Raw genomic sequence first — 24,698 nt, 5'->3', positions numbered from 1 at the left:
GTGGGCTGTTGGATTCGGCATCGAACCTAGGCGGACGCCCGGCCCGGATCGATGGACGCAACACGGCTGCTGTGGTGCTTTCGGAACTCGCCCGGGCTGGTGCCCGTCTCCCGGCGGAAGAACCGGCAGAAGTAGGCGGGGTCGGCGAATCCGACGCGGGCGGCGACCTGGCGTACCGGCAGTTCGGTGTGCGCGAGCAGGCGCTGGGCCTGGTACGCGCGGGCCTCGTTCAGCAGCCGGCCGGGGCTGCGGCCGGTGGCCGCCCGGACGGTCCGGGTCAGGTGGCCGGGCGTCACCCCGAGCCGCTCGGCGCACTCGCGCACCGACCAGGCGACGGGTCGGGCGGCCAGCCGGACGAACGCCTCGGCCACCGTCGGGACAGTGCCGGGAGCCGCGGGCCCGCGGAGCCGGTCCGGTTCCGCTGGCCCGCCGGGGCGGCCGCCGCCGCGGGCCGGGAGCCGTGCCATGCGGACGACGAGTACGTGCAGCAGGGCGCGCAGGACGCTCTCGTGGCCGGGCTCCCGCTGCCGGCACTCGGCGGCCAGGTCGGCCATCAGCCGTCCGGTGCGCTCGTGTTCGGCCTCGCTCAGGTCGAACCAGCCGGTCCTCCCGATCCGCCGCAGGAGGGCGCGGTCGCCGGGATGGTCCACCAGGAAGTCCTCGGTGAACAGTGCGAGGGTGCCGTCGAGACCGCGCTGGTCCTGCCAGCAGTGGACCTGTCCGGGCAGCACCACGGCCAACTGGCGCGGCCGCACGGGGTGCCCGGCGAGATCGACGACGTGGGTGCCCGATCCCGCGACGATGTGGACGATCTCGTAGAAGGTGTGGCGGTGCGGGCGGTCGGACCGCGACAGCGGGCCCAGCGCGTCGAAGGGCCCGGCGGCGAACGGCACGGTGCCCGGTCCGGCCAGCTCCAGGCGGTGCAGGGGAGGCTCCCCGGGGCGCGGTGGCGCCGGGCAGGGCGTCCCCGGTACGACGGTGGTGTTCCGCATCGTTACCCCCAGCAGGTCCAGACCAATCGGGCGATGTCACGATCCCTCGCCGAAGGCCCTGCGAAACCCGGCGGGAGGAATCCACCGGGTCCCCGCGGACCCTGACCCCGAAGGCCCCGTCAGGCCCCGGCGCCCGGCCCGGTCCGGTCCACCTCCTAGACTCGGGCGGACCGCCGCGCCCGCCCGTCACCCGGCCGGGGCGCGCAACTCCATACCTCGTACTACCCCTGGGGGCCGTCCGTGACCGTCGTCCACAGCTACCGCCAGCCCGGCACGGTCGTCACCGACCACCGGTTCTCCGTCCCGCTGGACCACGCGCGCCCGGACGGGGAGCGGATCGAGCTGTACGGCCGAGAGGTGGTCGCCACCGGCAAGGACCCGCAGAGCCTGCCCTGGCTGCTGTACCTGGAGGGCGGGCCGGGCTTCGGCGCCCGCCGCTTCATCGGCCGGCAGGCCTGGCTGGAGCGGGCCCTCCAGGACTACCGGGTGCTCCTGCTGGACCAGCGCGGCACCGGCCGCTCCACCCCCTTGAACCGGCAGACGCTGCCGCTGCGCGGCACTCCCGCCCAGCAGGCCGACCACCTCGCCCACTTCCGCGCCGACTCCATCGTGCGCGACGCCGAAGCGATCCGCCCCGGTCTCACCGGCGGCGCGCCCTGGACCGTACTGGGCCAGAGCTTCGGCGGGTTCTGCACGGTCCGCTACCTCTCCAGCGCGCCCGAGGGCCTCACCGCCGCCCTGATCACCGGGGGTCTGCCGGCGCTGACCGGCACCGCCGACGACGTCTACCGGGCCGCCTACCCGCGCATCGAACGCAAGAACGCGGCCCACTACGCCCGCTACCCCATGGACGTCGAGCGGGTCCGCCGGATCGCCGCCCGTCTGGCGGAGCAGCCGGCCGAACTCCCCGGCGGCCACGTCCTGACGGTCGAGGCCTTCCAGTCCCTCGGCATCCTCCTCGGTGGCGGCGACGGCAGCCACCAGCTCCACCACCTGCTGGAGGACGCCTTCGTCCCGACCCCCGCCGGGCCTGCCCTCTCCGACGCCTTCCTGGAAGGCGCCCGCTCCCTGCTCTCCTTCGCCGGACACCCCCTCTACGCGCTGGTCCACGAGGCTATCTACGCCCAGGACCCGGCCGCGCCCACGGCCTGGGCCGCCGAACGCGTCCGGGCGGAGCACCCCCGCTTCGACGCCCGCAAGGCCCTCACGGGCGACGAGCCCGTGCTCCTCACCGGCGAGACCATCCACCCCTGGCACTTCACCACCGACCCGGCCCTCGCCCCGCTGCGCGAGACCGCGGATCTGCTGGCCGCCCGTACGGGCTGGCAGCCGCTCTACGACCCGGAGCGGCTGGCGGCCAACGAGGTGCCGGTGGCGGCCGCGGTCTACCACGACGACATGTACGTGGACGCGGAGGACTCACTGCGGACGGCCCGCGCCATCCGGGGGCTGCGGACCTGGGTGACGGACGAGTTCGAGCACAACGGCCTGCGCGCGGGCGGCCCCCGCGTGCTGGACCGGCTGCTGGCCCTCGTGAACGACGAGGTGTGACCGGCGTCCTCGCGGGTCGAAGGCGCGACGGGCGACCGCCGCCGGCGACCGCCGCGCCCTCGACGGGGCGGTGACCGGGGATACGTCCCGGCCCGTGGCGGTCCCTTCGCATAGTGTGCGACCCATGACCGAACTACGTGACCGGCAGGCCCCCTTGGAGCCCATGCCCACCGACTGGCAGCGCGCCCTCGCCGTCGTCGCCCACCCGGACGACCTGGAGTACGGGTGCGCGGCCGCGATCGCGGACTGGACGGACGGCGGCCGGGAGGTGGTGTACCTCCTGGCCACCCGGGGCGAGGCGGGCATCGACTCCCTCGCCCCCGCCGACTGCGCCGCGCTGCGCGAGGCGGAGCAGCGCGCGAGCGCCGCCGTGGTCGGGGTGTCCGCGGTGGAGTTCCTCGACCACCGCGACGGGGTCGTCGAGTACGGACTCGGCCTGCGCAGGGACATCGCGGCGGCCATCCGCCGGCACCGCCCCGAACTGGTCATCACCCTCAACCACCGCGACACATGGGGCGGGGAGCAGGGCGGCGGCTACTGGAACACCCCCGACCACAAGGCCGTCGGCCGGGCCACCCTGGACGCCGCCGCCGACGCGGGCAACAGGTGGATCTTCCCGGAGCTCATCTCCGAACAGGGCCTGGAGCCGTGGAACGGCGTCCGCTGGGTGGCGGTGGCCGGGACCGGCACGCCCACGCACGCGGCCGACGCCGGTCCGGGCCTGGAGCGGTCGGTGCTCTCCCTGATGGCGCACAAGGCCTACATCGAGGCGCTGACGGACCAGGACCCCGAGGAGTACGTCCGTACGTTCCTCACCGGCAACGCCGAGCGGGTGGCGCCGCGGTTCGGCGGCCGCCCGGCCGTCGCGTTCGAGGTCTTCCCCCGCTGACCCTCCCACCCCTATTCTGACGATCCGTCAGATGCGGGCTAACGTCGGGGCCGGGGGTGCGGGACAAGGTGATCGACACCATCTCCACGGAGATCGCGGAGGACGGGGAGCGGATCCGCCTGGAGGTCACGGACGGCATCGCGGTCCTCACCCTGTGCCGCCCGGACCGGCTCAACGGCTGGAGCTGGGAGTCCAGCCGGCAGCTCGGTCTGCTCGCGGACCGGATCCGCTTCGACCCCTCGGTGCGGGCCGTGCTGCTGCGGGCCGAGGGCCGGGCCTTCTGCGCGGGCATCGACGTGACGGCCCCGGGCGGTGCCATCACCGGCGGATCCACCGCCGAACGCACCCGCAACTACTACGAGGGCATCCGCTGGGTCCACGAGCGGTTCGCGGTCCTCGCCCGGCTCCCGCAGCCGGTGGTGGCCGCCGTCCAGGGCTACTGCCTCGGCTTCGGCTTCGAGCTGGCCCTGATGGCCGACATCCGGGTGGCGTCGCGGGACGCCGTCTTCGCCCTCCCCGAGGCCCGGCTGGGCGTCGCCGTCGACGCGGGCGGCGACCTGCGCATCGCCCGCGAGGCGGGCGCGGGCTGGGCGAAGTTCCTGGCGCTGACGGGCCGCCGCATCGACGCGGCGACCGCCGAACGGCTCAACCTCGTCCAACTGGTCGTCGAGGAACATGAATTGGCGGCATCCTCCCGCGCCCTGGCGGAGGAGATCGCAGCCAACGCCCCTCTCGCGGTGCAGGGCATCAAGCGGGCGGTCGACGCCTACGCCGACGCGGCCCTCCCCGCGGCCCTCGACCGTGTGGCGATGACCGCGGCCCTCACCCTCGCCTCGGACGACGCCCGCGAGGGATACGGCGCCAAGGCGGCGGGCCGACCGCCCCGCTTCACCGGGAGCTGACCCCGGCGGGCCGCCGGTCCGTCGTCGACCGCGGGGCCGCCCTGCGCCGATCACGGGGGCAGGACGCCCGCGCGGGCCCCTCCTCCTACCGGCCTCCTGACGGCTCCCCCGCCCGCCGGGCGGGGGCAGGGGCGGAGCCGCCGGGTGGGGCCGCCGGGTGGGGCTCGCCCGGGCCGGCGGCGAAGGGGCCGCGCCCCAGCTGCTCCCGTACCGGGACCACCTCGGGGCTGACCACCGCCCGGCGCTGCCAGTTGGCCCCGTCGACGACCAGGGTGTGCCCGGTGACGAACCTTGCGTAGGGCGAGGCGAGGAAGGTCGCCGCCCAGCCCAGTTCGCGCGGCGCCCCGACCCGCAGTGCCGGCTGCCGGACGTCCTGGGCGCCGGAGGCGGCGCGCTCCAGGCCGCCGCGGATGTCCGCGGTCATGTCGGCGTGCGGGAACAGGCCCGGGACCAGCCCGTTGATCTGGATGCCGTACGGCCCCCACTCCACGGCCAGGGTCTCCACGAGGTTCTTCACCCCGGCCTTGGCGGCGGCGCTGTGGACGAAACCCGGCCCGCCCGTCCAGGCGTAGGAGGCACCGATGTTGACGATCGAGCCGGGGGTGCCCGCGGCGAGGTGGCGGCGGCCGAACTCGCGCGTCATGAACCACGTGCCGGTCAGGGTGATGTCGACGACCGCCCGCCAGGCGTTCGGCGAGAGGTCCTCCGCGGGGGAGGGGAAATTGGCGGCCGCGTTGTTGACCAGCACGTCCGGCAGTCCGACCGCCGCCTGCGCCGCGTCGAAGACCTCCGCGACCCGCTCGGGGTCGCGGATGTCGCAGACGGCGGCCGCCACCCGGCCCGCGCCCGGTACGGCGGCGAGCTCCTCCCGCGCCGCCTCGAGCTGTTCGCGGCGCCGGCCCGCGATCAGCAGGTCGGCGCCCAGCCGTGCGAACTCGGCCGCCACCGCCTTGCCCAGCCCGGTGCCGCCGCCGGTCACGAGGACCACCTGCCCCCCGTAGGTACCGGGGGGCAGGGCGGCGGCACCGAGCGGCGGCGGCGCGGGCAGCCCGCCCTGAGGGTTCTCCATGCGCCCATCGATAGCGCGCGGGCGCTCAGACCGCCATCCCCGGGGGCCTGCGGACCTCCGCCCTCTCCCGCCAACCTCTGCGCTCTCCCGCGAACCTGTGCGCTCTCCCGCGGATCTCGCCGGCGGATCCGGAAGGGAGCCGGCGGGGCTAGCTGCCCGGGTTGTAGGCCTGCTGGGTGGCGCAGGTCCAGATCACCGGCTTCAGCTTGCCCTTCGCGTTCACGGCCGCCCCGCCGACCCGGTCGGCGTCCGACACCGCGTCCGCCATGCTCGCCCCGCCCGCGGCCAGCCGCGGCAGGGCCTTGACCGGGCCGGAGCCGGCCCGCAGCAGTGCCTGGTCCGGCAGGGTCATCTCGTCCGGGTGGAACTTGGCCGTGCCGACGCTGACGTTCGTGGTCGGGCTGATCGCCTCGAACGTGGCGTACGGATGCGAGCTCAGCCCGCCGGGAGAGGTGCCGGCGCCGCCGACCGGGGGCTCCCAGACCCAGGTCCGGTACTCGTGCCACGGTCCGGCCCAGTCGTAGCCGACGATCCGGCCGCTCTCGTCGAGGTCCTGGACATAGCTGTCGTTCATGGTGGGGTCCAGCAGCCGGGCGGCGCCGCCGTCCCCCGGCCACAGCACCGGGCGGGTGCCCTCCAGGTGGGCGCCGGTCTCGGGGACCTCGTAGTCCTGCGTCGCCATGCCGAGGATGTCGCCGTGGTTGTTGATCCCGGTGACCATCGTGATCCGGGTCCCCGGGCCGGCTTCGGCCGGGACGGGCAGTTCGCGGACCTTGTGGCCGTCCTTCCACACGGTGCCGGGCCCGCTGTCGGAGCGGGACACCACGTATCCGGCGTCGTTGACGTCGGCCTCGATGTCGTGGCCGTAGCCGTCCGGCAGCCGGGTGATCGCCGCGTCGCCCACCTGGTAGGTGAACAGAAAGACGCCGGCGGAATCGTGCAGGACGCCCACCATCAGGCCGTGCGCGTTGACGGCGACCACCCGGCCCGACGCGTTCGGGTCGGTCAGCGGGACCCGGTGCACCGTGGTGCCGGTCCAGTAGACGGGCTTGTGGCCCGAGACGCCGACGGCGAGGTCGCCCGCGCCGAAGTCGAAGACGCCCTGACTCTGCCGCATGTCGCGCGCGTAGGACTCGTCCCCGATCGAGCCGAGCACCTGGACCTTCGGCGCGCACTTCGCGTCGGACGCCGCGGCGGCCGGGCCGGCCGCGGTGACCAGGCCGGCCAGCACGACGGCGGCTGCGGCTGCGGACATGCTTCTTCTCATGTGGTCCCCCCTGGACAGGTGCTGTTCCCCGTTGAGTCATGACACGTGCACGCCACATGTTGCCTGATCTTGAGACGAACGTGGCCTGAATCGCGCGTGTCGATGCGGACCCCGGCGTTCCCCGGCGGTCGGCGGTTCACAGGGAGGCAAGCGACCGCTTAGTATGCGCGCGGAACATGATTCCTCGACGGCGGCTGGAGGCCCCGGATGCAGGCATGGCGAGTACATACCCCCGGCGAGCCCCGAGAGGCCCTGCGCCTGGAGGAGATTCCCCCACCGGTCCCGGGCGAGGGCGAGGTGCGGCTGCGGGTACTCGCGGCGAACCTCAACTTCCCCGACGCGCTGCTCGTCCGCGGCCAGTACCAGATCCGCCCGCCGCTGCCTTTCACCCCCGGCGTGGAGATCTGCGGCCTCACCGACGACGGCCGCCGCGTCATCGCCACCCCGAGCCTGCCCCACGGCGGCTTCGCCGAATACGTGATCGCGTCCGAGCGGTCCCTGCTCCCGGCCCCCGAAACCCTGAACGACGCCGAGGCCGCAGCCCTCCACATCGGCTACCAGACCGGCTGGTTCGGGCTGCACCGCCGGGCACGCCTCCAGCCGGGCGAAACCCTGCTCGTGCACGCCGCCGCGGGCGGGGTCGGCAGTGCGGCCGTCCAGCTCGGCAAGGCCGCCGGAGCCACCGTCATCGGGGTCGTCGGAGGCAAGGCCAAGGTGCGCACCGCCGAGGAGCTCGGCTGCGACCTGGTGATCGACCGTACGGGCGAGGACGTCGTCGCCCGGGTCAAGGAGTTCACCGGCGGACGCGGCGCCGACGTGGTCTACGACCCCGTCGGCGGCGACTCGTACACCGCCTCCGCCAGATGCGTGGCCTTCGAGGGCCGGATCGTCGTCGTCGGCTTCGCGAGCGGCGACATCCCCGCCCCCGCCCTCAACCACGCCCTCATCAAGAACTACGCGATCCTCGGCCTGCACTGGGGCCTCTACGCGGCCAAGGACCCGGCCGCGGTACTCGCCTGCCACACCGAACTGGGCCGCCTCGCCGCCGAAGGCGCCGTCAAGCCCCTGATCAGCGAGCTCGTCGCACTCCCCGGCGTCGCCGACGCCCTGCAGCGCCTCGCCGACGGCACCACCACCGGCCGAGTGGTCCTGGCCATGCCCCGGCAGCCGGGAGCGGCCCGATGACAGCGATCACCGCCGACCGGCTGCTCGCACGAGTCCGGGACCTGCTCGCCGCGCACCCGCCCGCGACCACACCCCGCGACGACTTCCTCCGCGCCCGCTTCGACGCCGGACTCGCCTGGGTGCACTACCCCGAGGGCCTCGGCGGACTCGGCGCGCCGCGTTCCCTCCAGGCCGTCGTCGACGCCGAACTCGACGCCGCGGGCGCCCCCGACAACGACCCGCGCCGCATCGGCATCGGCCTCGGCATGGCCGCGCCCACGATCCTCGCGTACGGCACCGAGGAGCAGAAGCGGCGCTTCCTGCGCCCCCTGTGGGTGGGCGAGGAGGTCTGGTGCCAGCTCTTCAGCGAACCCGGCGCCGGATCCGACCTCGCCGCGCTCGCCACCCGGGCCGTCCTCGACGAGGCCGCCGGCGAGTGGACCGTCGACGGCCAGAAGGTCTGGACGTCCAGCGCCCACAACGCCCGCTGGGGCATCCTCGTCGCCCGCACCGACCCGGCCCTCCCCAAGCACCGGGGCATCACCTACTTCCTCTGCGACATGCACGACCCCGGCGTCGAGGTCCGGCCGCTGCGCCAGATCACCGGCGAGGCCGAGTTCAACGAGGTCTTCCTCACCGGCGTCCGCATCCCCGACACCCACCGCCTCGGCGCCGTCGGCGAGGGCTGGGCGGTGGCCCGCACCACCCTGATGAACGAACGCGTCTCCATCGGCGGCATGCGCATCCCCCGCGAGGGCGGCATGATCGCCCCCGTCGCGGCGGCCTGGCGCGAACGCCCCGAACTGCGCACCCACGCCCTCCACCAGCGGCTGCTGGACCTGTGGGTCGAGGCCGAGGTCGCCCGCCTCACCGGGGAGCGGCTGCGCCAGCAGCTCGCCGCCGGCCAGCCCGGCCCCGAAGGCTCGGGCATGAAGCTGACCTTCGCCCGGCTCAACCAGGAGATCAGCGGCCTGGAGGTCGAACTCCTCGGCGAGGAAGGCCTCCTGTACGAGGACTGGACGATGCGCCGCCCCGAACTGGTCGACTTCACCGGCCGCGACGCCGGCTACCGCTACCTGCGCGCCAAGGGCAACAGCATCGAGGGCGGCACGAGCGAAATCCTCCTCAACATCGTCGCCGAACGCGTCCTCGGCCTGCCCCCCGAGCCGCGCGACGACAAGGACCTCGCATGGAAGGACCTGTCCCGATGACGGCACCGGCAGCAGCGCCCGCGGCCCCGGCCGACCTCCTCTACTCCGAGGCCGAGGAGGAACTGCGCGCCGCCGTACGCTCGCTCCTCACCGACCGGTGCGAGGCCAAGGCGGTCCTCGCCCGGGCCGAGACGGGCCGGCCGCACGACCCGGGCCTGTGGCACACCCTCGCCGTCGAGATCGGCACGGCGGGGCTCCTCGTACCGGAGAAGTTCGGAGGGCAGGGTGCGGGGCACCGTGAGGCCGCCGTGGTGATGGAAGAGCTGGGCCGGGCCGTGGCGCCCGTCCCGTACCTCACGAGCGCCGTGCTCGCCACGGAGATCCTGCTCGCCTGCGACACGGCCGAAGCCGCCCCGCTGCTGGCGGAGATCGCCTCGGGCCGCACCGTCTGCGCGCCCGCCGTGCCGCTGACCCTCGCCCCCGGCGCCCGGCTGCCGGCGCCCGTACGGGACTCCGGCGGGGGGACCCTGACCGGCACGGTCACCGCCGTGGCGGACGCGGTGGCCGCCGACGTCCTGCTCGTCCTGGCCGACACCGGGCTGTACGCGGTCCGCGCCGGGGATGTCGGCGTCGCCCCGCTCGTACCCCTGGACCTGACCCGCCCGCTCGCCACCGTCACCCTGGAGGCGGCCCCGGGCGCCCGCCTCGCCGACCCGGCCACGGCTCGGGCGGCCGTCGCCGGAGCACTGCTCTGCGCGGCGGGACTGCTCGCGTCCGAGCAGGTCGGGCTGGCCGAGTGGTGCCTGACCGAGACCGTCGCACACGTCAAGGGCCGCTACCAGTTCAACCGGCCCGTCGGCTCCTTCCAGGCCCTCAAGCACCGCCTGGCGCGGCTCTGGCTGGACGTGGCCTCCGCCCGGGCGGCGGCCAGGGCCGCCGCCGACGCACTCGCCACCGGAGCCCCCGACACGCCCCTCACCGTCGCCGTGGCCCAGGCCCACTGCTCGGGGGTGGCCGTCCGCGCCGCCGAGGAGTGCGTCCAACTCCACGGAGGCATCGGCATGACGTGGGAACACCCGGCCCACCTCTACCTCAAGCGGGCCAAGGCCGACTCCCTCGCCCTCGGCACGGCCGGCCACCACCGCGGCCTGGTCGCCGAGTTCGCGGAACTCCCGGCGCCGTAGGAGGTGCCCGGCGGATGGTGCCGGACCCGCGGACCCCGGCACCGCCGCGCCGCCCCGGCGCAGGAAACCGACCGCGGCGGCTGCGGTCCCGGGAGGCGGGTGCCAGACTGGACGCATGCCCGCACCACGCCGGGCTCCGCCGTCGCGCACCGCGGCGCGTCGCCCCCGCCGGCTCGCCCCGGCCGTCGCGGCCGCGGTGGCCCTGTCCGCTCTCCCGGCGCTCGCCGCCCCACCCGGTCTCGCAACGGGGGTCCGTACCGTCACCCGCGACGGTACGGACCCGCCCGGCGACAGCGCCTCCCGGGGCGACTTCGCGGGCACCGTGTCCCTCCCCGGCGGCCGTCGCGTCCACGTCGAGTGCCGGGGAACGGGCACGCCGACGGTGGTGCTGGTGTCCGGAGCGCGCGGCGCCGCGGACGAATGGACCCACGCGGTCGACCCGGCCCGCCCGGAAGCCGCCCCGACGCCGAGGAGCTCCGCGGTCCTCCCGACGGTCGCCTCCTTCACCCGGGTGTGCGCCTACGACCGCCCCGGCACCACGAGGTTCGGCGACGGGCCGAGCCCCACGACCGCGGTGCCGCAGCCCACCACGGCGGCGGACGGCGCCGCCGACCTGCGGGCGGTGCTCGCCGCGGCGGGCGAGCACGGCCCCTACGTCCTGGTCGGAGCCTCATGGGGAGCGATGATCACCGTACTCGCGGCGCGCACCGGCGACCTCCGGGTCGCGGGCCTGGTCACCGTCGACGGCGCCTCGACCCACCTGCGCGACACCCTGACACCGGCCCAGTGGTCGGGCTGGATGAACAAGATCGACGCGATGAAGGGGCCGGAAGGCCTCGAAGTGCCCGACTACCCGGCGAGCGTGGCCGAGATCAGGTCCGCACCCCCTCTCGCCCGCCCCCTCCCCGCGGCCGTGCTCAGCTCCGACGAACCGTGGGATCTCCGTGTGGGGGACGGCGGTTCGACCTGGCCAGCCTGGTCGGCCGCCCAGAAGCGGCTGGCCGCCGAACTGCACGCCCGGCACGTGGACGACACCCACAGCGGACACGGCATCGCCGTGGAGCAGCCCCGAGCCGTGGCGGACGCCGTGCGCGACGTGGTCGACCGGGTGCGGGGCGGCACACAGGGGCCCGGGCGCTGACCGGGTCGCCCCGGCCGGAGGTCCGGCCTGCCCCGCCTGCGGCCCGTCCCCGACCGATCCCTATGCTCACCGCATGACCGCCGTGATCACGCCGTTGTCCGCGACCGCGCTACGCACCCACCGTGACGAACTCGCCGCCCTCCTGCACGCCGTGGTCCGCGACGGCTCCTCACTCGGCTTCCTGGAGGGCCTCGACCACACGGCGGCAGCCGACTGGTGGGACTCCCTGCTGCCCGCCGTCGAGGACGGATCCCTCGCCCTGTGGGTCTCCCGCACCGGCGCCGACGGCCCCATCGACGGCACCGTCAGCTGGTACCGGGAGTCCAAGCCCAACGGCCGCCACCGCGCCGAGCTGCGCAAGCTCATGGTCCACCCGGCCTTCCGGGGCCGAGGCACCGCCCGCGCCCTCCTCGCGCACGCCGAGGCCGAGGCCGTCCGCGCCGGGGTGCTGCTGCTGTTCCTGGACACCGAGACCGGCAGCGGCGCCGAGCACGTCTACCGCTCGGCGGGCTGGACCGAGGCCGGCACCATCCCCGACTACGCCACCGACCCGGCGGGCCGGCTGCACCCGACGACCCTCTTCTACAAGCAGCTCCGCGGCACCCACCGGTGACCTCCCCCGCCGCGCGGCGTTAGACCCGTAGCCGCCGGCCACCGAGCGAGGGAGACCGCATGTCCGCAGCCGCCGCCGCACCCCTGACCCGACGCGCGCTGCTGCGCGCGGCGTTCACCGCGGCCGTGCTGGCCGGCACGGGCGCGGCCCTGGCCCCCGTGCTGCGCGCCCGCCGGCCCCGGCAGACCCTCACACCGGCGCCGCTGGCCGAGGAGGAGACGTACCGCGGCCGGCACATCGCCGTCGACGCCGCCGGGGTCCGCATCGACGGCCGGCCGCTGCACGTCATGCGCCGGGCCGACGGCAGCTACCTGAGCGGCATCAACCACTTCCAGTCCTATCCGACCCCACTGGAACTGGCCCGGGCCGCCGTCGACGAACTGGGCACGACCCAGCTGGCGTTCGCAGCCCCGCACCACGGCTGACTGATCCAAGGGAACGGGAGGACCCACGCGTTGCACGTCCGGCAGAACCAGAAGAACCTCACCAGCGCCCAGAAGAAGCGGTTCACCGCGGCGGTACTGGAGCTGAAGCGCAGCGGCGCCTACGACGCCCTGGTGCGCACCCACGACAAGTACTTCGTGCCCGACCGCGACCGCAAGCTGCGCGTCGGGCACATGTCGCCGTCCTTCTTCCCGTGGCACCGGCTCTATCTGCTGGAGTTCGAGAAGCAGTTGCAGCAGATCGACGCCGGCGTGTCCGTCCCCTACTGGGATTGGACCACCGACACCAGCCCCGTCTCCTCCCTCTGGGCGGACGATTTCCTCGGCGGCACCGGCCGCTCGACCGACCGCAAGGTGATGACCGGGCCGTTCGCCTACGACAAGGGCAACTGGACGGTGACCGTGGGCATCACGGAGTCCGCGTTCCTCACCCGCAACCTGGGCAGGCCGCAGAACCCGATCGCCCTGCCCACCCCGGCCGAGCTCCAATGGGCCATCGACGACCCGGTCTACGACGTCTCGCCCTGGGACTCCACCGCCACGGCGGGCGGGTTCCGCAACAAGCTGGAGGGCTGGGCGGCCCCCAGGAGCGAGCGGTGGCGCAACCACAACAAGGTCCACCAGTGGATCGGCGGCCACATGACGGGCGGTACGGCGCCCAACGACCCGGCGTTCTGGCTGCACCACGCCTTCGTCGACCTGATCTGGGACCGCTGGCAGCACCGGCACCCCCGCTCCGGCTACCTGCCCGCGGCGCCCCTGGCCCTCGGCGATGCCCAGCGCGGCCGGGTGATCGCCCTCGACGAGCCGATGCCGCCCTGGGACGTCACCCCGCGCGAGGTCCTCGACCACCGGGGACTGTACCGCTACGAATGACCCGCCCGCGCAGCAGCGGGGAGCGGGGGAGAAGTCAGCAGGGCACAGGGGAAGGGCCCCCGCCGAGCGGCGGGGGCCCTTCGGTCGAGCAGGCGATCAGTGGCCGTAGCCGTCACCCTCGGTGTGGTGGTCGCCGCCGCCCGACGCGTTGACGCAGGTGTTGCCGAACGCGGGGTTGAGCAGGCCGACCACGTTCACGGTGTTGCCGCAGACGTTGATCGGGACGTGCACCGGGACCTGGAGAAGGTTGCCCGACAGGACACCGGGGGAGCCGACCGCCGCACCGTGCGCTCCGGCATCGGCGACAGCCAGGCCCGCACCGGCGACCACGGCGCTACCGGTGACAGCGGTGAGGGCGAATGCCTTCGCGATACGCGACATCAAGATCTCCTCGTGAGATATGGGGCGCCACAGAATCTGTGGCATTTGACATGGCATACAACGCGGGGAGGGCCGAGGGGTCACGGCCCCTGCGCCTACCCGGTGACGGCAAAGGCCACGGAAGCGAAATGCGGCCGCACCTGGGTGACCTCCCCGGGCCGCAGCACCCCGACGACCCGGCCCGTGCAGCGGGGCCCCTGGTACAGGGTCGCCGAGCCGCGGGTCGTGTTCGTGACCGCACGGCCGCCGCCGCCTTCCGCCGCGGCACAGCCCCGCGGCGCGGTGAGCCCGTGGACCCGGTCGTCCTGGCCGACGTACTGGAAGTCCGGCCCCGCGGCGTGGGCCGGACCGGCGGCGTACGAGATGCCCACCAGCAGAAGGACGGGCAGAGTGTGGTGGATACGCAGGATTCGCATGCCCGTCCAACCGGGCCGGTCCCCGGCCCGGTCACGCGTTGTCACCCGTTGGGCGGCTGTGCGACCGTGCGGGACCGGTACCAGCAGCAGGAGGACGGGATGAGTGCACAGGGCGTCGCAGGCGGCGTCGGCCGGCCGCGGGTCGAGACCCGGGCCGGCGTGGTGGAGGGCCGTACCGGGGCGGACGGGATATCCGTCTTCCTGGGCATCCCCTACGCCGCCCCACCCGTCGGCGCCCTCCGCCTGGCACCCCCCGCGCCCCCGGCCCCCTGGGACGGCGTCCGCGAGGCCGCGGCCTTCGGGCCGACCGCCCCGAAGGTGCCCTACCCGCCCACGTTCGCGGCCCTGCTGCCCGACCCGGTCATCCCCGGCGACGACTGCCTGAACGTGAACGTGTGGACCCCCGAGCCCGCTGACGGGGCCGGCCTTCCGGTCATGGTGTGGATCCACGGCGGGGCGCACACCCGCGGCTCCTCGGCCGTGCCCGTCTACGACGGCTCCGCCTTCGCCCGCGACGGCGTCGTGCTGGTCTCCTTCAACTTCCGCCTCGGCGTCCTCGGGTACGGGCTCTTCCCCGACGCACCCGCCAACCGCGGCCTCCTGGACCAGATCGCCGCCCTCGAATGGGTCCGCGACAACATCGAGGCCTTCGGCGGAGACCCGGCCCGCGTCACCCTCTTCGGCGAATCCGCCGGAGCCATCAGCATCGGCGCCCTCCTGGCCGCGCCCCGCGCGGCCGGACTCTTCCACCAGGCGGTCCTGCAGAGCGGAGCCCCCGAGGCCCTGCCCCGCCCCCGGGTGCGGGCCATGGTCCGGCGGATGGCCTCGCTGCTGAAGGTCGAGGCGACCGCCGCGGCCTTCACCGCCGTCTCCCTGCCCGACCTGATGGCCGCCCAGGCGGCCGTCCTGCGCAGATCGGGCCCCCTCCTCGACGGACCCGCCTTCGGCCTGGTCGTCGACCCGGACACGCTGCCCGCCGATCCCCTCGACGCCCTGACCGCCGACGAGGACCCGGCTTCCGGCGCGGTGCCCCTGCTGTTCGGATGGACCACCGAGGAGTACCGGCTCTGGCTGGCCCCGACCGGCGGAATGCGGCTGCTGGACCGGATGGGGCCGCTCGCCGTGGCACTGGCGCGGACCCGTACCGGCAAGGACCGGGCCGCCGTGGCGGCACTGCGCACCGCCCTGCCCGGGGCCGGTCCCGCCGAGCTCGCCGGTCAGCTGTTCACCGACCGGCGGCTGCGCGACCCGCTGCGCAGGCTCGCCGGGGCCCGGCGGGCGGCGCCGAGCTTCCTGTACGAATTCGCCTGGTGCTCGGGCGTCCCAGGACTCGGGGCCTGCCACGCCCTGGAGCTGGGCTTCGTGTTCGACACCCTGTCCGTGCCCGAGGCCGGGTGGCTGGCCGGCCGGGACACCCCGCAGGAGCTGGCCGACGAGATGCACGGGGCGTGGGTGCGGTTCGCGACGACGGGCGAACCGGGCTGGGCGCCCTGGAACGGCGGCGGCCCGCCGAAGGTGTTCGGCGGGCCGGAGCTGGAGCGGACGCAGGAGCCGAGGGCTACTCGACCGGCCCTTCCATGACCTTGCTGATGTACTGGATCGGCCCCTCGCCCATGTTCGGGACGTAGGTCTTTGCGTTGTGCCGGCCGCCCGGGATCACCCGCAGGCTGGTGTGCACGGGCCCCTTGTTGCCGAAGGTGGCGACGAACTTCTCCACGTCCGGCAGGGTCTTCTTGTTGCTCTCGTTGTCGCCGACCTGGAAGGCGATGTAGACGTCCGGGCCCTTGGCGTCGATGAGTTGCTTGGCCAGCAGCTCCGGGTTGTTCTCGGCCTTCTCCTTGTCGTGGCCCTTCCACAGGGAGGAGTCCGGGACGATGTCCGGGCCGGAGGCGATCACGGCCTTGAACTTGTCCGGGTGCTTCAGCACGGCCTTCATGCCCGCGAACCCGCCGGTGGAGGAGCCCATGAAGGCCCAGCCGTCACGGGACTTCACCGTACGGAAATTCGCCTTCATCAGGTCCGGGACGTCCTCGGTCAGCCAGGTGCCCATCTTCGGCTGGCCGGGGATGTCCGAGCCGTCCCAGTAGACGCCCTTGTCGTCCGGGCCGGGGTTGAGCACCGGCATGGCCAGCAGGAAGGGCTTGCTCTTGCCCTCCGCGTACCACTTGCTGATGCTGGTCTGGAGGCCGAGGTCGGTGCCCATCCAGTAGTTGTTCGGGTAACCTGCACCGCCCGGCAGGGCGATCATGACCGGGAAGCCGCTCTTGGCGAACTTCGGGTCGTTGTACTCCTTGGGGGCCCACACCCAGACCTTGCCCTTGAAGCCGGACTTCTTGCCGTCCAGGGTGGTCACGGCCACGTGCGTGCCGTCGGCCAAGGTCATCGAGTTCTTGAACTCGGCCGCCGGCCCGGTCGGCATGAGCATCTTGGAGTTGGCCGGCTGCCCGCTCCCCGCGCCGCCCTGACCGGAGCCCTTGCCGCCCCCGTCCTGCCCGAAGGAGACCGCCGAGCCCTTGTCGGTGAAGGGGGGTATCTCGTAGTAGGCCATCACGCCGGCGGCTATGCCCGCGAGTGCGAGGACCGACACACCGGCGATCAGCAGGCGCCGGCCCCGGCGGCGCGGGGCCTCGGTCCGCTCCTGCTCCCCGAACGCCGGGGCCGGCCCGCCGTACCGGTCCGCGTACGGTGACTGTCCGTGCGGCTGCCCGTACGGGTCGCCGGCGGGCGGCTGCGGGCTCTGCCCCTCCGGCCGGTAAGGCTGGTGCTGCTGCCCCTCGGGTGCGTACGACATGTGCGGTGGCTCTCCGGCTGGTGCTGCCCCCGGAAGGGGCGGGTGGTCCGACGTCTCGGTTCTTGCGTTCGGAAGATGAACGTGAGTACGCCGGGGGTTCCGCACTTTCCCTTCTCTTGGGGTTTCCTGGGGCAGCCCATTGCACGGTGGTCGTAGCAGGCACCGATCCGGTGGCGCGCGCACCCGGCCGTCCACTGCCTGCCGGGGGACCGCGGCGCCGACCTGTACGCCGTACCGGGCGACGGGAGCGGAGCCCCGGCCCGGCGGCGGACTCGGCCCTCGCCCCGGCCCCCCTCGGACGAGGGGCCGGGGCAGGACCGTTTTTCCGTCCGGCCCGGTCGCGGTGACTAGGCCGGGATCAGGGTCTTGCGGCGGCGCTTGCGCTGCGCCCCGGCCGACAGCCTCAGCTCGATGATCGACCGTACGGCCGGCCACTCCTCGTCGAGGATCGAGTAGAAGGCCGTGCTGCGGACGGCGCCGTCCAGCCCCCGCGAATGGGCCCGGCGGACCCCCTCGCAGGTGAAGCCGAGACGTTCCATCGCGGCCCGCGACCGGCCGTTGCGCGCGTCGGCGCGCAGCGAGATGCGCCGGACCCCCCAGGTCTCGAAGGCGTGGCGGAGCATGAGCAGCTTCGCCTCGGTGTTGATGCCGGTGCCCTGGGCCGTCGGGGACAGCCAGGTGTTGCCGATCTCGGCGGCGTCGGGGATCGCCGTCGCCGGATCGCCGAACGGGACGCCCGGCACGGCGGGCCACACCAGCGGCCCCTGCCAGTAGTCGAGTTCCAGGAACCGCGTCGAGCCGACCACGCGCCCGTCAGTGGCTCTGACGATGGCGAACGGAAGCGATCGACCCGCTGCCTGATCGGCGAGCGCGCGGTCGATGTACTCGTGTGACGCCTGCACTCCGTGGGGTACGGGGGTGAAGGCGTAAGTCGTACGATCCTCGGCACCGGCCACGGCCAGGGCCTCGGTGTGGTGGGGTGCGAGGGGCTCGAGCCGCACGGTGCGGCCCGCGAGGTGTACGGGTACGGGCACGGAGCCTTCGGTCCTTCTGGGCGGTGGGGTGGTTGCACAGTCTGCGTCCATGACGTCGCCCCCCGTGCAAAACACGAGTGAAAGGCAACCGGCTGTCAGGTGAACGCGAGTGGCTCAATGTAGCCCCTTAAAGTCCTCTCATGAAGCCCCAATTTGGCAATGGTGTGACGCTGGTTTTCGACGACTTGGGTCCCCGCGCCGGAGCGCCCGTAATCCTGATCCACGGACATCCCTTCAACCGCACGATGTGGGCCCCCCAGACGGCCGCGCTCACGGCCGCCGGATACCGTGTGATCACGCCTGACCTGCGAGGATACGGAGACAGTCCGGTGCTGCCGGGCAAGGCCCTGCTCGCCGATCTCGCGGACGACCTCGCCGCCCTCCTCGCCGGGCTGGGCATCGAACGTGTGGTCGTCGGTGGAGTGTCCATGGGCGGGCAGATCGCGATGGAGGTGCGACTGCGCCACCCGGGTCTGGTACGGGCCCTCGTGCTCTGCGACACCTCCCCGGTCCCCGAGACGGAAGCCGGGGCGAAACTCCGCCGGGAGACCGCCGAGCGGCTGATCACCGAGGGCATGCGGCCCTACGCGGAAGAGGTGATCGGCAAGATGCTGGCGCCCTACAACGTGACCGGCATGCCCGAAACCGCCGCCCGGGTCCGCGCCATGATGTGCGCGACCGACCCCGAGGGCGCGGCCGCCGCCCAGCGCGGCCGGGCCGAGCGCCCCGACTACCGGCCGGTGCTCGCCGGCGCCGCCGAGCCCTGCCTGGTGCTGGTCGGCGCCGACGACGTCTTCACCCCGGTCGCGGAGGCCGAGGCCCTGCACGCGCTGCTGCCGAACTCGGTGCTCACCGTGATCGAGGGCGCCGGGCACCTGCCGGGCGTGGAGCAGCCGGAGGCCGTCAACCGGGCGCTCCTGGAGTTCCTCGCCGGCCTCTGACCCGGGGGCGGGCCCCGCGGCGCCGGGCGGCGCGGTGGCCTACTGGGTCGTCGACGACCTGCCGGGGGGCTGCCGGCGGCTCCCGGAGCGACCCCGGACCCGGCCTGACCGCCCGCGCGGTGACGTGAGCACGACCATGCAGGGGCCTGAGATCATTCCGGGTATGGACGACGTACTGCGGCGACTGGCCGACGTGGGGCCCTTCTTCACCGTCGGGCACGGCGAGGAGCCGCCCGGGCCCGGCTTCCTGCCGCTCACCGCGCTGTACGACGGGCACCTCGACCCGTACGTGGCCGAGGTGGGCCGCCGGATCGGCAGCGGACCCGGCAGGGTGGCCGCCTCGACCGCCCAGTTCGGGATCGCCTCCCGGCTGTGGTCGATCGGGCTGGGGTGCGCGGCCCTGTCCGGGCGGGTGCCGGACCTGGCCGCCGACCGGGTCTGGTGGCGGGTGCCGGAGGCGGGTTCGCTCCAGCTCTGGCTGCCCGAGCCCGCCGGCCGGCCCGCGGACGACCTCGGAGAGTCGGTCCTGGGACACCTGGCCCTGCTGGAGACGGCTCTGCGGGCGCGGTACGGGGTCTCCCCGACGGTCCTGCGGGGCAACGCCGCGTCCGGGCTGGTCGGCGCGCTGCGGGTGCTCGTCGACCGGGTCCCGGGCGGCGCGGCCCCCGGGCTGGTGCGCGACCTGCTCGCCGAGGACGGCGCGCTCGCCGGCACCGGCGCGTTCCTCCACGAGGAAGGGCTCGGCGTGGCCTTCGTACGGCGCAGCTGCTGCCTCTACTACCGGGTCCCGGGCGGCGGCGGACTGTGCGGCGACTGCGTCCTGCGCACCCGGCGCAGTGGCTGAGCCGTCCGCGGGAGCCCGTTCGGAGCAGGGGAGGGCGCGGCGGCACCTGCGGCGCGCGGGTGCGTCGTAGCGTCCCCTCCATGACCGCAAGCACACCGCACCAGCCCGCTTCCCTCACCCGCCGTGCCGCCCTGACCGGGCTGGCCGCGGGCACCGGGGCGCTCGCCGTCGGGACCACCGCCTGCACCGCGGCCGCCGCTCCCAGCCCGTCCGCGTCCACCACGCCGACCCCCACGGCCTCGGATCCGGCGCCCGGAGCGATGAGGCTCTTCGCCGACCCCGGCTTCAACTTCGCGGGGCTGCTCGCGCTCGGAGCCGCCGGCATGCGCGCCTCGGAGGTCGGCGAGGTGCTCACCGCGGTCAACACCATCAACGCCGCCGGCCTGTCGGAGCAGACGTACACCGACACCTTCCGGTCCTGGGGCGACCGGCTCGCCGCGCCGCCGGCCGCAGGCCGCGGCGGCGCCGGGGCACCGTCGCAGACCCGCCGCTTCCGCTCCCTGCGGGCGGCCCAGTACTACGCGCAGGCGTTGTTCTACGTCCTGGGCACCGACCAGCCGGGGGACGAGGAGGCGGTGTACCGGGAGGGACGCGACGCCTGGGACACCTTCGCGAGGCTCTGCACGCCGGCCGCCGTCACCGACCGGGTCCCGTGGGGCAGGACGCACCTCCCGCTGTGGTTCTTCCGCCCGGACGGTCCCGCCGAGCGGCGCCCCACCGTCATCCTCACCAACGGCAGTGACGGGCAGAACGTGGACATGTGGACCTACGGGGTGTCCGCGGCCCTCGACCGCGGCTGGAACGCCCTCGTCTACGACGGCCCGGGACAGGGGCAGTTGCTGTTCGTGGAGGAGATCCCCTTCACCACCCGCTGGGAGACCGTGGTCAGCCCGATCGTCGACTGGCTGCTCCGGCGCGAGGACGTCGACGGGAACCGGATCGCCCTCACCGGACTGAGCATGGGCGGCAACCTCGCCCCGCGCGCCGCCGCCTTCGAGCACCGGCTCGCCGCCGTCGTCGCGCAACCCGGGTGCCTCAGCCCCTGGCTCGGCTTCGACAAGGAACTGCGCGACATCGTCACGCCCGACAAGGAGGAGACCAACCGGGTCTGGAACGAGGAGGTCGTCCCGGAACTGACCCCGCAGCTGGCCTTCACCGTCAAGAAGCGCTTCGAGATCTTCGACCGGCAGGCGCTGCGCCAGGCGCGCGCGGGCAAGGTCCTCACGGACCTGTGGACGCCGGCCCAGGTGGCCATCGGCCTCGACATCACCAAACTGGTCGGCCGGATCAAGGCCCCGACGCTCGTCCTGGACTACGACTTCGAGCAGTTCTACCCGGGCCAGCCGCGGGCGATGTACGAACTGCTGCGCACGCGGCGGGAGTACGTGAAACTGACGAAGGCCACCGGGGCGCAGTTGCACTGCTCCCCGATGGCCCCGCAGCAGCACTGCGAGGTCGTCTTCGACTGGCTCGCCGACGTCCTGCGGCGCTAGACGCCCGTGTGCCCTACCGGTTCACGCGAATCAGAAGGTGAGGTTCCAGGAGTCGATCCGGCCGATGTCGCCGCCGGCGTTGTCGTTGACCCGGAGCTTCCAGGTGCCGTTCGCGACCTCGGAGGAGGCGTTGACGGTGTAGACCTGGTTGATGTTGTCGGTGCTTCCGCCCGAGCGGTTGTGGAGCGTGTAGACGGAGCCGTCCGGGGCGATCAGGTCGACCTTCAGGTCGCCGATGTAGGTGTGGACGATGTTCACACCGACCTTGAGGGTGGTCGGGGCGTTGCCGGTCACGCCGCTGACGGTGAGCGAGCTCTCCACCGTGGTGTTGTCGCCGATGGCGAAGTCGGCGGTGTTCTCGAAGAACTTGCCGGGCGGCGGCGTGCTGCCGACCGCCTTGAGGGCGTCGACCTGGCCCTCGCCGAAGAAGCCGTTCTTCGCGGTGGTGCCCTTGCAGCGGCTGTCCGACGGGCAGGCGACGTCGTTGGCCTGGGTGGCCAGCTTGTCGCGCAGCTGCGCGGGGGTGATGCCCGGGTTGGTGCTGACCAGCAGGGCCGCCACACCGGCGACGTGCGGCGAGGCCATCGAGGTGCCGCTCATGGAGCCGTACTTGCCGCCCGGCAGCGTGCTGTAGATGCCGGTGGCGTCTCCGCCGGGTGCCGTGATGTCGACGACGTTCAGGCCGTAGTTGGAGTACGAGGCCTTCGCCGTGGTGCCCATCGCCGAGACCGTGACCACGCCCGGGAGCTCGGTCGGGATGTCCAGGCAGGCGTTGGTGATGGTGCGGGTGACCGGCGTCGAGTCGTTCGGGCTCTCGGTGTCGGTCGTCTTGTTGGCCAGGTCGAGGTTGGAGTTGCCGGCGGCCGCGACCTGCAGCGAACCCTTGCCCTCCGCGTACTCCTGGGCGCGCTTGACGCCCTCGATGATCGCGGCCTGGTCGGCGTTGTCCGGGCAGTTGAACTGCCACGGGTCGGTGTAGTAGCTGTTGTTGGTGACCTTGAAGCCGTGGTCGCCGGCCCACATGAAGCCGCAGATGGTGTTCTCGGCGAAGAACAGCGAGGAGTTCGGCTCGGCGATGCGCACCGAGGAGATCTTCACGCCGGGGGCCACGCCGATGACGCCCTTGCCGTTCTTGGCGGCGGCGACCGTACCGGCCACGTGCGTGCCGTGGGTGCCGATGTCGCGCCAGGCGCCCGTACGGGTGTCCGGCTTGCCGTACGCGCAGGACGCGGAGTCCGCGGCGTTGAAGTTCGGGGCCAGGTCCTGGTGCTGGTCGTCCACACCGGTGTCCAGGATGCCGACCTTGACGGACGCGGAGCCCGTGGTGACGGCCCAGGCCTGGTCGGCCTTGATCTGGGTCATGTCGGCGCGGACCGGCTCGCCCGAAGGCGTCGTGGACTGCGCCGGGTTGGCGGGCAGCGCCGGGTTGTAGGCGTCCGCCGGCACGTCCGAGGTGCGGGTGGCGCCGACCTGCTGGACCCCGCTGACGCCGCGCATGGTGGCGGCGAAGGACGCGGACGCGGAGTGGGCGGTGATGACGCCGATCGCGTCGTAGTACTGGAAGACCGTTCCCCCGTTGGCGGTGACCGCGTTGCGGACCGCCGTGGTGTCACCGGGGGCGGTGATCACGAGGTAGGCGCGTGTGCCGGCAACCCAGGTCGCACTCTGGGAAGCCGGGGCCGCGGCCTGGGGCGCCGCCGCGGGAGCGGAGGCGGCGGAGCCGGACGGCGAGACCGGGGCGGTGCCGGCGAGCGCGGCGGGTGCCCCGAAGGCGAGGGCCGCACCGAGGGTGGCGGCCAGTACGAGGGTACGTCGAGGTCGGCCGGATATGTGGGGTATCAATGCGTCCTCCGTTGACCCGGTGGTCAGGCCGGGCCGTACGAAACAAGTGGTGGACGCAAGATGTCATGCACGCGGCCGGTTGCGGAAGTACCTTTTACAGCCCGGGGGTTCGTTTATCGGTGGCGGAATACCGACTATGGGTGCAAGTGCGGAGAATGCGGCGGGCCGGCCGGGCTGGGCACCGTGGGGGCGAGCCCTGCCCGGCCGGCCCGGAGGGGCCGGCCGGCCGGGGGATCCTAGACCGGTACGCCGTCCTTGGAGGTGTGTGCCGGGACCGGCGCGGCGGATGCTGCCGGGGTCGCCTCCGGGGCCGTGCCCGGTTCGGCCGGCTGCGTCCCGTGCCCGTCGTCGACCAGCGTCTTCTCGTCGAACGGCAGCCGTCCCGCGAGGACTTCCGCGGCCCGGTCCCGGTCGAACTCCTTCGTCCACGTCCCGATCAGCACCGTCGCGACCGCGTTGCCCGCGAAGTTCGTCAGCGCCCGGGCCTCGCTCATGAACCGGTCGATGCCCACGATCAGGCCGACGCCGTCGACCAGTTCGGGCCGGTGCGACTGGAGGCCGCCGGCGAGGGTGGCCAGACCCGCGCCCGTCACCCCGGCCGCGCCCTTCGAGGCGATGATCATGAACAGCAGCAGGGAGATCTGCTCGCCCAGGGCCAGCGGCGTGCCCATCGCCTCGGCGACGAACAGCGAGGACATCGTGAGGTAGATCGCGGTCCCGTCCAGGTTGAAGGAGTAGCCGGTCGGCACCGTGATGCCGGTGACCGGCCGCGAGACGCCCAGGTGCTCCATCTTCGCGATCAGCCGCGGCAGCGCCGACTCCGACGAGGAGGTCGACAGGATCAGCAGGAACTCCCGGCCCAGGTAGCGCAGCAGGGCGAAGAGGCTGACCCCGGTGCACACGCGCAGCAGCGTGCCCAGCACCAGGAAGACGAAGAGCAGACACGTCGCGTAGAAGCCGATCATGATGACGGCGAGGGACTTCAGGGCGTCGATGCCGGTCGCGCCGACCACCGCCGCGATCGCCCCGAACGCGCCCACGGGAGCCGCCCACATGATCATCGCGAGCACCCGGAACACCAGCTTCTGCACGTGCCCGATACCGCGGAGCACGGGCTCGCCCGCCGCCCCCATGGCCTGGAGCGCGAACCCGACCAGCAGGGCCACCAGCAGTGTCTGGAGCACCTCGCCGCCGGTGAAGGCGGAGACCATCGTGGTCGGGATGATCCCGAGCAGGAACTCCGGGGTGCTCTCGGCCCCGCCCGCCTTGGCCTGCGCCTCGCCCGCGCTGCGCGCCGCCTCGGTCAGCTGCAGCCCGCTGCCCGGCTCCAGGAGGTTGCCGACGAGCAGGCCGATGGCGAGCGCCACCGTGGACATGACCATGAAGTAGCCGAGGGCCAGTCCGCCCACGGCGCCCACCTTGGCCGCCTTGCGTACCGAGCCGATGCCCAGCACGATCGTGCAGAAGATCACGGGCGAGATCATCATCTTGATGAGGTTCACGAAGCCCGTGCCGAGGGGTTTGAGCTCCACGGCCACGCCGGGTGCGGCGAAGCCGACCGCGATGCCGAGCAGCACCGCGGCGATCACCGCGATGTAGAGATAGTGCGTTCTGTCGCGCTTGGCGGCCACGTTGCCTCCTGGTGGTGAAGTCGTCCGGGGAGACCATCACCCAGGGCTGTGACCCCGGTCACCCTTGCGTTCATTGAGTTCAC

At 73.5% G+C, this 24,698-nt stretch carries 23 protein-coding genes; 14 read left to right on the top strand and 9 right to left on the bottom strand.

What is annotated here, in order from left to right:
• Positions 1–26: 26 nt before the first annotated feature.
• Complete coding sequence (locus tag AVW11_RS07215; RefSeq protein ID WP_076043541.1) at positions 27–992, bottom strand: helix-turn-helix transcriptional regulator; 966 nt, start codon at positions 990–992, stop codon at positions 27–29.
• 240 nt (positions 993–1,232) lie between these two features.
• On the opposite strand from AVW11_RS07215, the gene AVW11_RS07210 reads away from it, so the two are divergent.
• From AVW11_RS07210 to AVW11_RS07200, 3 genes are all read left to right on the top strand, one after another.
• Positions 1,233–2,543, top strand: a complete 1,311-nt coding sequence (locus tag AVW11_RS07210; protein WP_030843310.1) for an alpha/beta fold hydrolase — start codon at positions 1,233–1,235, stop codon at positions 2,541–2,543.
• Positions 2,544–2,667: 124 nt separating this feature from the next.
• Positions 2,668–3,432 (top strand): PIG-L deacetylase family protein, encoded by a 765-nt coding sequence (locus tag AVW11_RS07205; RefSeq protein WP_060178422.1) that lies wholly within the window; start codon positions 2,668–2,670, stop codon positions 3,430–3,432.
• A gap of 68 nt (positions 3,433–3,500) precedes the next feature.
• Positions 3,501–4,334, top strand: coding sequence for an enoyl-CoA hydratase/isomerase family protein (locus tag AVW11_RS07200; protein WP_060178468.1), 834 nt, complete (start codon positions 3,501–3,503; stop codon positions 4,332–4,334).
• Between the two features lie 85 nt (positions 4,335–4,419).
• Here AVW11_RS07200 and AVW11_RS07195 read toward each other — a convergent pair whose 3' ends face one another.
• Both AVW11_RS07195 and AVW11_RS07190 read right to left on the bottom strand, forming a co-directional pair.
• Positions 4,420–5,403 (bottom strand): SDR family oxidoreductase, encoded by a 984-nt coding sequence (locus tag AVW11_RS07195; protein ID WP_079250543.1) that lies wholly within the window; start codon positions 5,401–5,403, stop codon positions 4,420–4,422.
• Positions 5,404–5,551: 148 nt separating this feature from the next.
• Entirely contained in the window at positions 5,552–6,658 is a 1,107-nt protein-coding gene (locus AVW11_RS07190; RefSeq protein WP_051699775.1) for a hypothetical protein, read from the bottom strand.
• 219 nt (positions 6,659–6,877) lie between these two features.
• Between AVW11_RS07190 and AVW11_RS07185 the strand changes: the two genes are divergently transcribed.
• The 7 genes from AVW11_RS07185 (at position 6,878) to AVW11_RS07155 (ending at position 13,242) form a co-directional block, all read left to right on the top strand.
• Positions 6,878–7,855, top strand: a complete 978-nt coding sequence (locus tag AVW11_RS07185) for an NADPH:quinone oxidoreductase family protein (protein ID WP_076043540.1) — start codon at positions 6,878–6,880, stop codon at positions 7,853–7,855.
• Positions 7,852–9,045, top strand: a complete 1,194-nt coding sequence (locus AVW11_RS07180; RefSeq protein WP_060178420.1) for an acyl-CoA dehydrogenase family protein — start codon at positions 7,852–7,854, stop codon at positions 9,043–9,045. The genes AVW11_RS07185 and AVW11_RS07180 overlap by 4 nt, the downstream gene beginning before the upstream one ends.
• Positions 9,042–10,169 carry an acyl-CoA dehydrogenase family protein gene (locus AVW11_RS07175; protein ID WP_060178419.1) on the top strand — a complete coding sequence of 376 codons (1,128 nt, stop codon included), beginning with the start codon at positions 9,042–9,044 and terminating at the stop codon, positions 10,167–10,169. Before AVW11_RS07180 ends, AVW11_RS07175 begins: the two co-directional genes overlap by 4 nt.
• A gap of 115 nt (positions 10,170–10,284) precedes the next feature.
• A complete protein-coding gene (locus tag AVW11_RS07170) occupies positions 10,285–11,310 on the top strand; it encodes an alpha/beta fold hydrolase (protein ID WP_107423247.1) in 1,026 nt (341 codons plus the stop codon).
• A gap of 73 nt (positions 11,311–11,383) precedes the next feature.
• A complete protein-coding gene (locus AVW11_RS07165) occupies positions 11,384–11,923 on the top strand; it encodes a GNAT family N-acetyltransferase (RefSeq protein ID WP_076043539.1) in 540 nt (179 codons plus the stop codon).
• Positions 11,924–11,982: 59 nt separating this feature from the next.
• Positions 11,983–12,348 (top strand): tyrosinase family oxidase copper chaperone, encoded by a 366-nt coding sequence (locus tag AVW11_RS07160; RefSeq protein WP_060178416.1) that lies wholly within the window; start codon positions 11,983–11,985, stop codon positions 12,346–12,348.
• A 30-nt stretch (positions 12,349–12,378) separates the two neighbouring features.
• On the top strand, positions 12,379–13,242 hold the full coding sequence (locus AVW11_RS07155) for a tyrosinase family protein (RefSeq protein ID WP_030843280.1): 864 nt from the start codon (positions 12,379–12,381) through the stop codon (positions 13,240–13,242).
• A 96-nt stretch (positions 13,243–13,338) separates the two neighbouring features.
• Here AVW11_RS07155 and AVW11_RS07150 read toward each other — a convergent pair whose 3' ends face one another.
• Positions 13,339–13,623 (bottom strand): chaplin, encoded by a 285-nt coding sequence (locus AVW11_RS07150; RefSeq protein ID WP_030843278.1) that lies wholly within the window; start codon positions 13,621–13,623, stop codon positions 13,339–13,341.
• Positions 13,624–13,718: 95 nt separating this feature from the next.
• On the bottom strand, positions 13,719–14,039 hold the full coding sequence (locus AVW11_RS07145) for a hypothetical protein (protein WP_076043538.1): 321 nt from the start codon (positions 14,037–14,039) through the stop codon (positions 13,719–13,721).
• Between the two features lie 99 nt (positions 14,040–14,138).
• On the opposite strand from AVW11_RS07145, the gene AVW11_RS07140 reads away from it, so the two are divergent.
• A complete protein-coding gene (locus AVW11_RS07140) occupies positions 14,139–15,620 on the top strand; it encodes a carboxylesterase/lipase family protein (RefSeq protein WP_076043537.1) in 1,482 nt (493 codons plus the stop codon).
• Here the strand turns inward: AVW11_RS07140 and AVW11_RS07135 are convergent.
• Together AVW11_RS07135 and AVW11_RS07130 are read right to left on the bottom strand one after the other, a co-directional pair.
• Positions 15,598–16,830, bottom strand: a complete 1,233-nt coding sequence (locus AVW11_RS07135) for an alpha/beta hydrolase-fold protein (RefSeq protein WP_079250540.1) — start codon at positions 16,828–16,830, stop codon at positions 15,598–15,600. The genes AVW11_RS07140 and AVW11_RS07135 overlap by 23 nt on opposite strands.
• A gap of 347 nt (positions 16,831–17,177) precedes the next feature.
• A complete protein-coding gene (locus tag AVW11_RS07130; protein ID WP_030820224.1) occupies positions 17,178–17,864 on the bottom strand; it encodes a GNAT family N-acetyltransferase in 687 nt (228 codons plus the stop codon).
• A 140-nt stretch (positions 17,865–18,004) separates the two neighbouring features.
• Between AVW11_RS07130 and AVW11_RS07125 the strand changes: the two genes are divergently transcribed.
• The 3 genes from AVW11_RS07125 (at position 18,005) to AVW11_RS07115 (ending at position 21,142) form a co-directional block, all read left to right on the top strand.
• A complete protein-coding gene (locus AVW11_RS07125; protein ID WP_030843266.1) occupies positions 18,005–18,805 on the top strand; it encodes an alpha/beta fold hydrolase in 801 nt (266 codons plus the stop codon).
• A gap of 163 nt (positions 18,806–18,968) precedes the next feature.
• Entirely contained in the window at positions 18,969–19,649 is a 681-nt protein-coding gene (locus AVW11_RS07120; protein WP_076043536.1) for a (2Fe-2S)-binding protein, read from the top strand.
• An 80-nt stretch (positions 19,650–19,729) separates the two neighbouring features.
• Complete coding sequence (locus AVW11_RS07115) at positions 19,730–21,142, top strand: alpha/beta hydrolase family protein (protein ID WP_076043535.1); 1,413 nt, start codon at positions 19,730–19,732, stop codon at positions 21,140–21,142.
• Positions 21,143–21,172: 30 nt separating this feature from the next.
• Here the strand turns inward: AVW11_RS07115 and AVW11_RS07110 are convergent, their stop codons facing one another.
• Together AVW11_RS07110 and AVW11_RS07105 are read right to left on the bottom strand one after the other, a co-directional pair.
• Positions 21,173–22,984 carry a S8 family peptidase gene (locus AVW11_RS07110; protein ID WP_167389214.1) on the bottom strand — a complete coding sequence of 604 codons (1,812 nt, stop codon included), beginning with the start codon at positions 22,982–22,984 and terminating at the stop codon, positions 21,173–21,175.
• Positions 22,985–23,220: 236 nt separating this feature from the next.
• On the bottom strand, positions 23,221–24,615 hold the full coding sequence (locus tag AVW11_RS07105; RefSeq protein WP_079250539.1) for a cation:dicarboxylate symporter family transporter: 1,395 nt from the start codon (positions 24,613–24,615) through the stop codon (positions 23,221–23,223).
• Between the last annotated feature and the right edge of the window lie 83 nt (positions 24,616–24,698).

The organism is Streptomyces amritsarensis, from assembly GCF_001953875.1.
Classification (GTDB): domain Bacteria; phylum Actinomycetota; class Actinomycetes; order Streptomycetales; family Streptomycetaceae; genus Streptomyces; species Streptomyces amritsarensis.
Note: the sequence above shows the minus strand (reverse complement) of the source record. Positions and strands in the feature narration are given on the sequence as shown.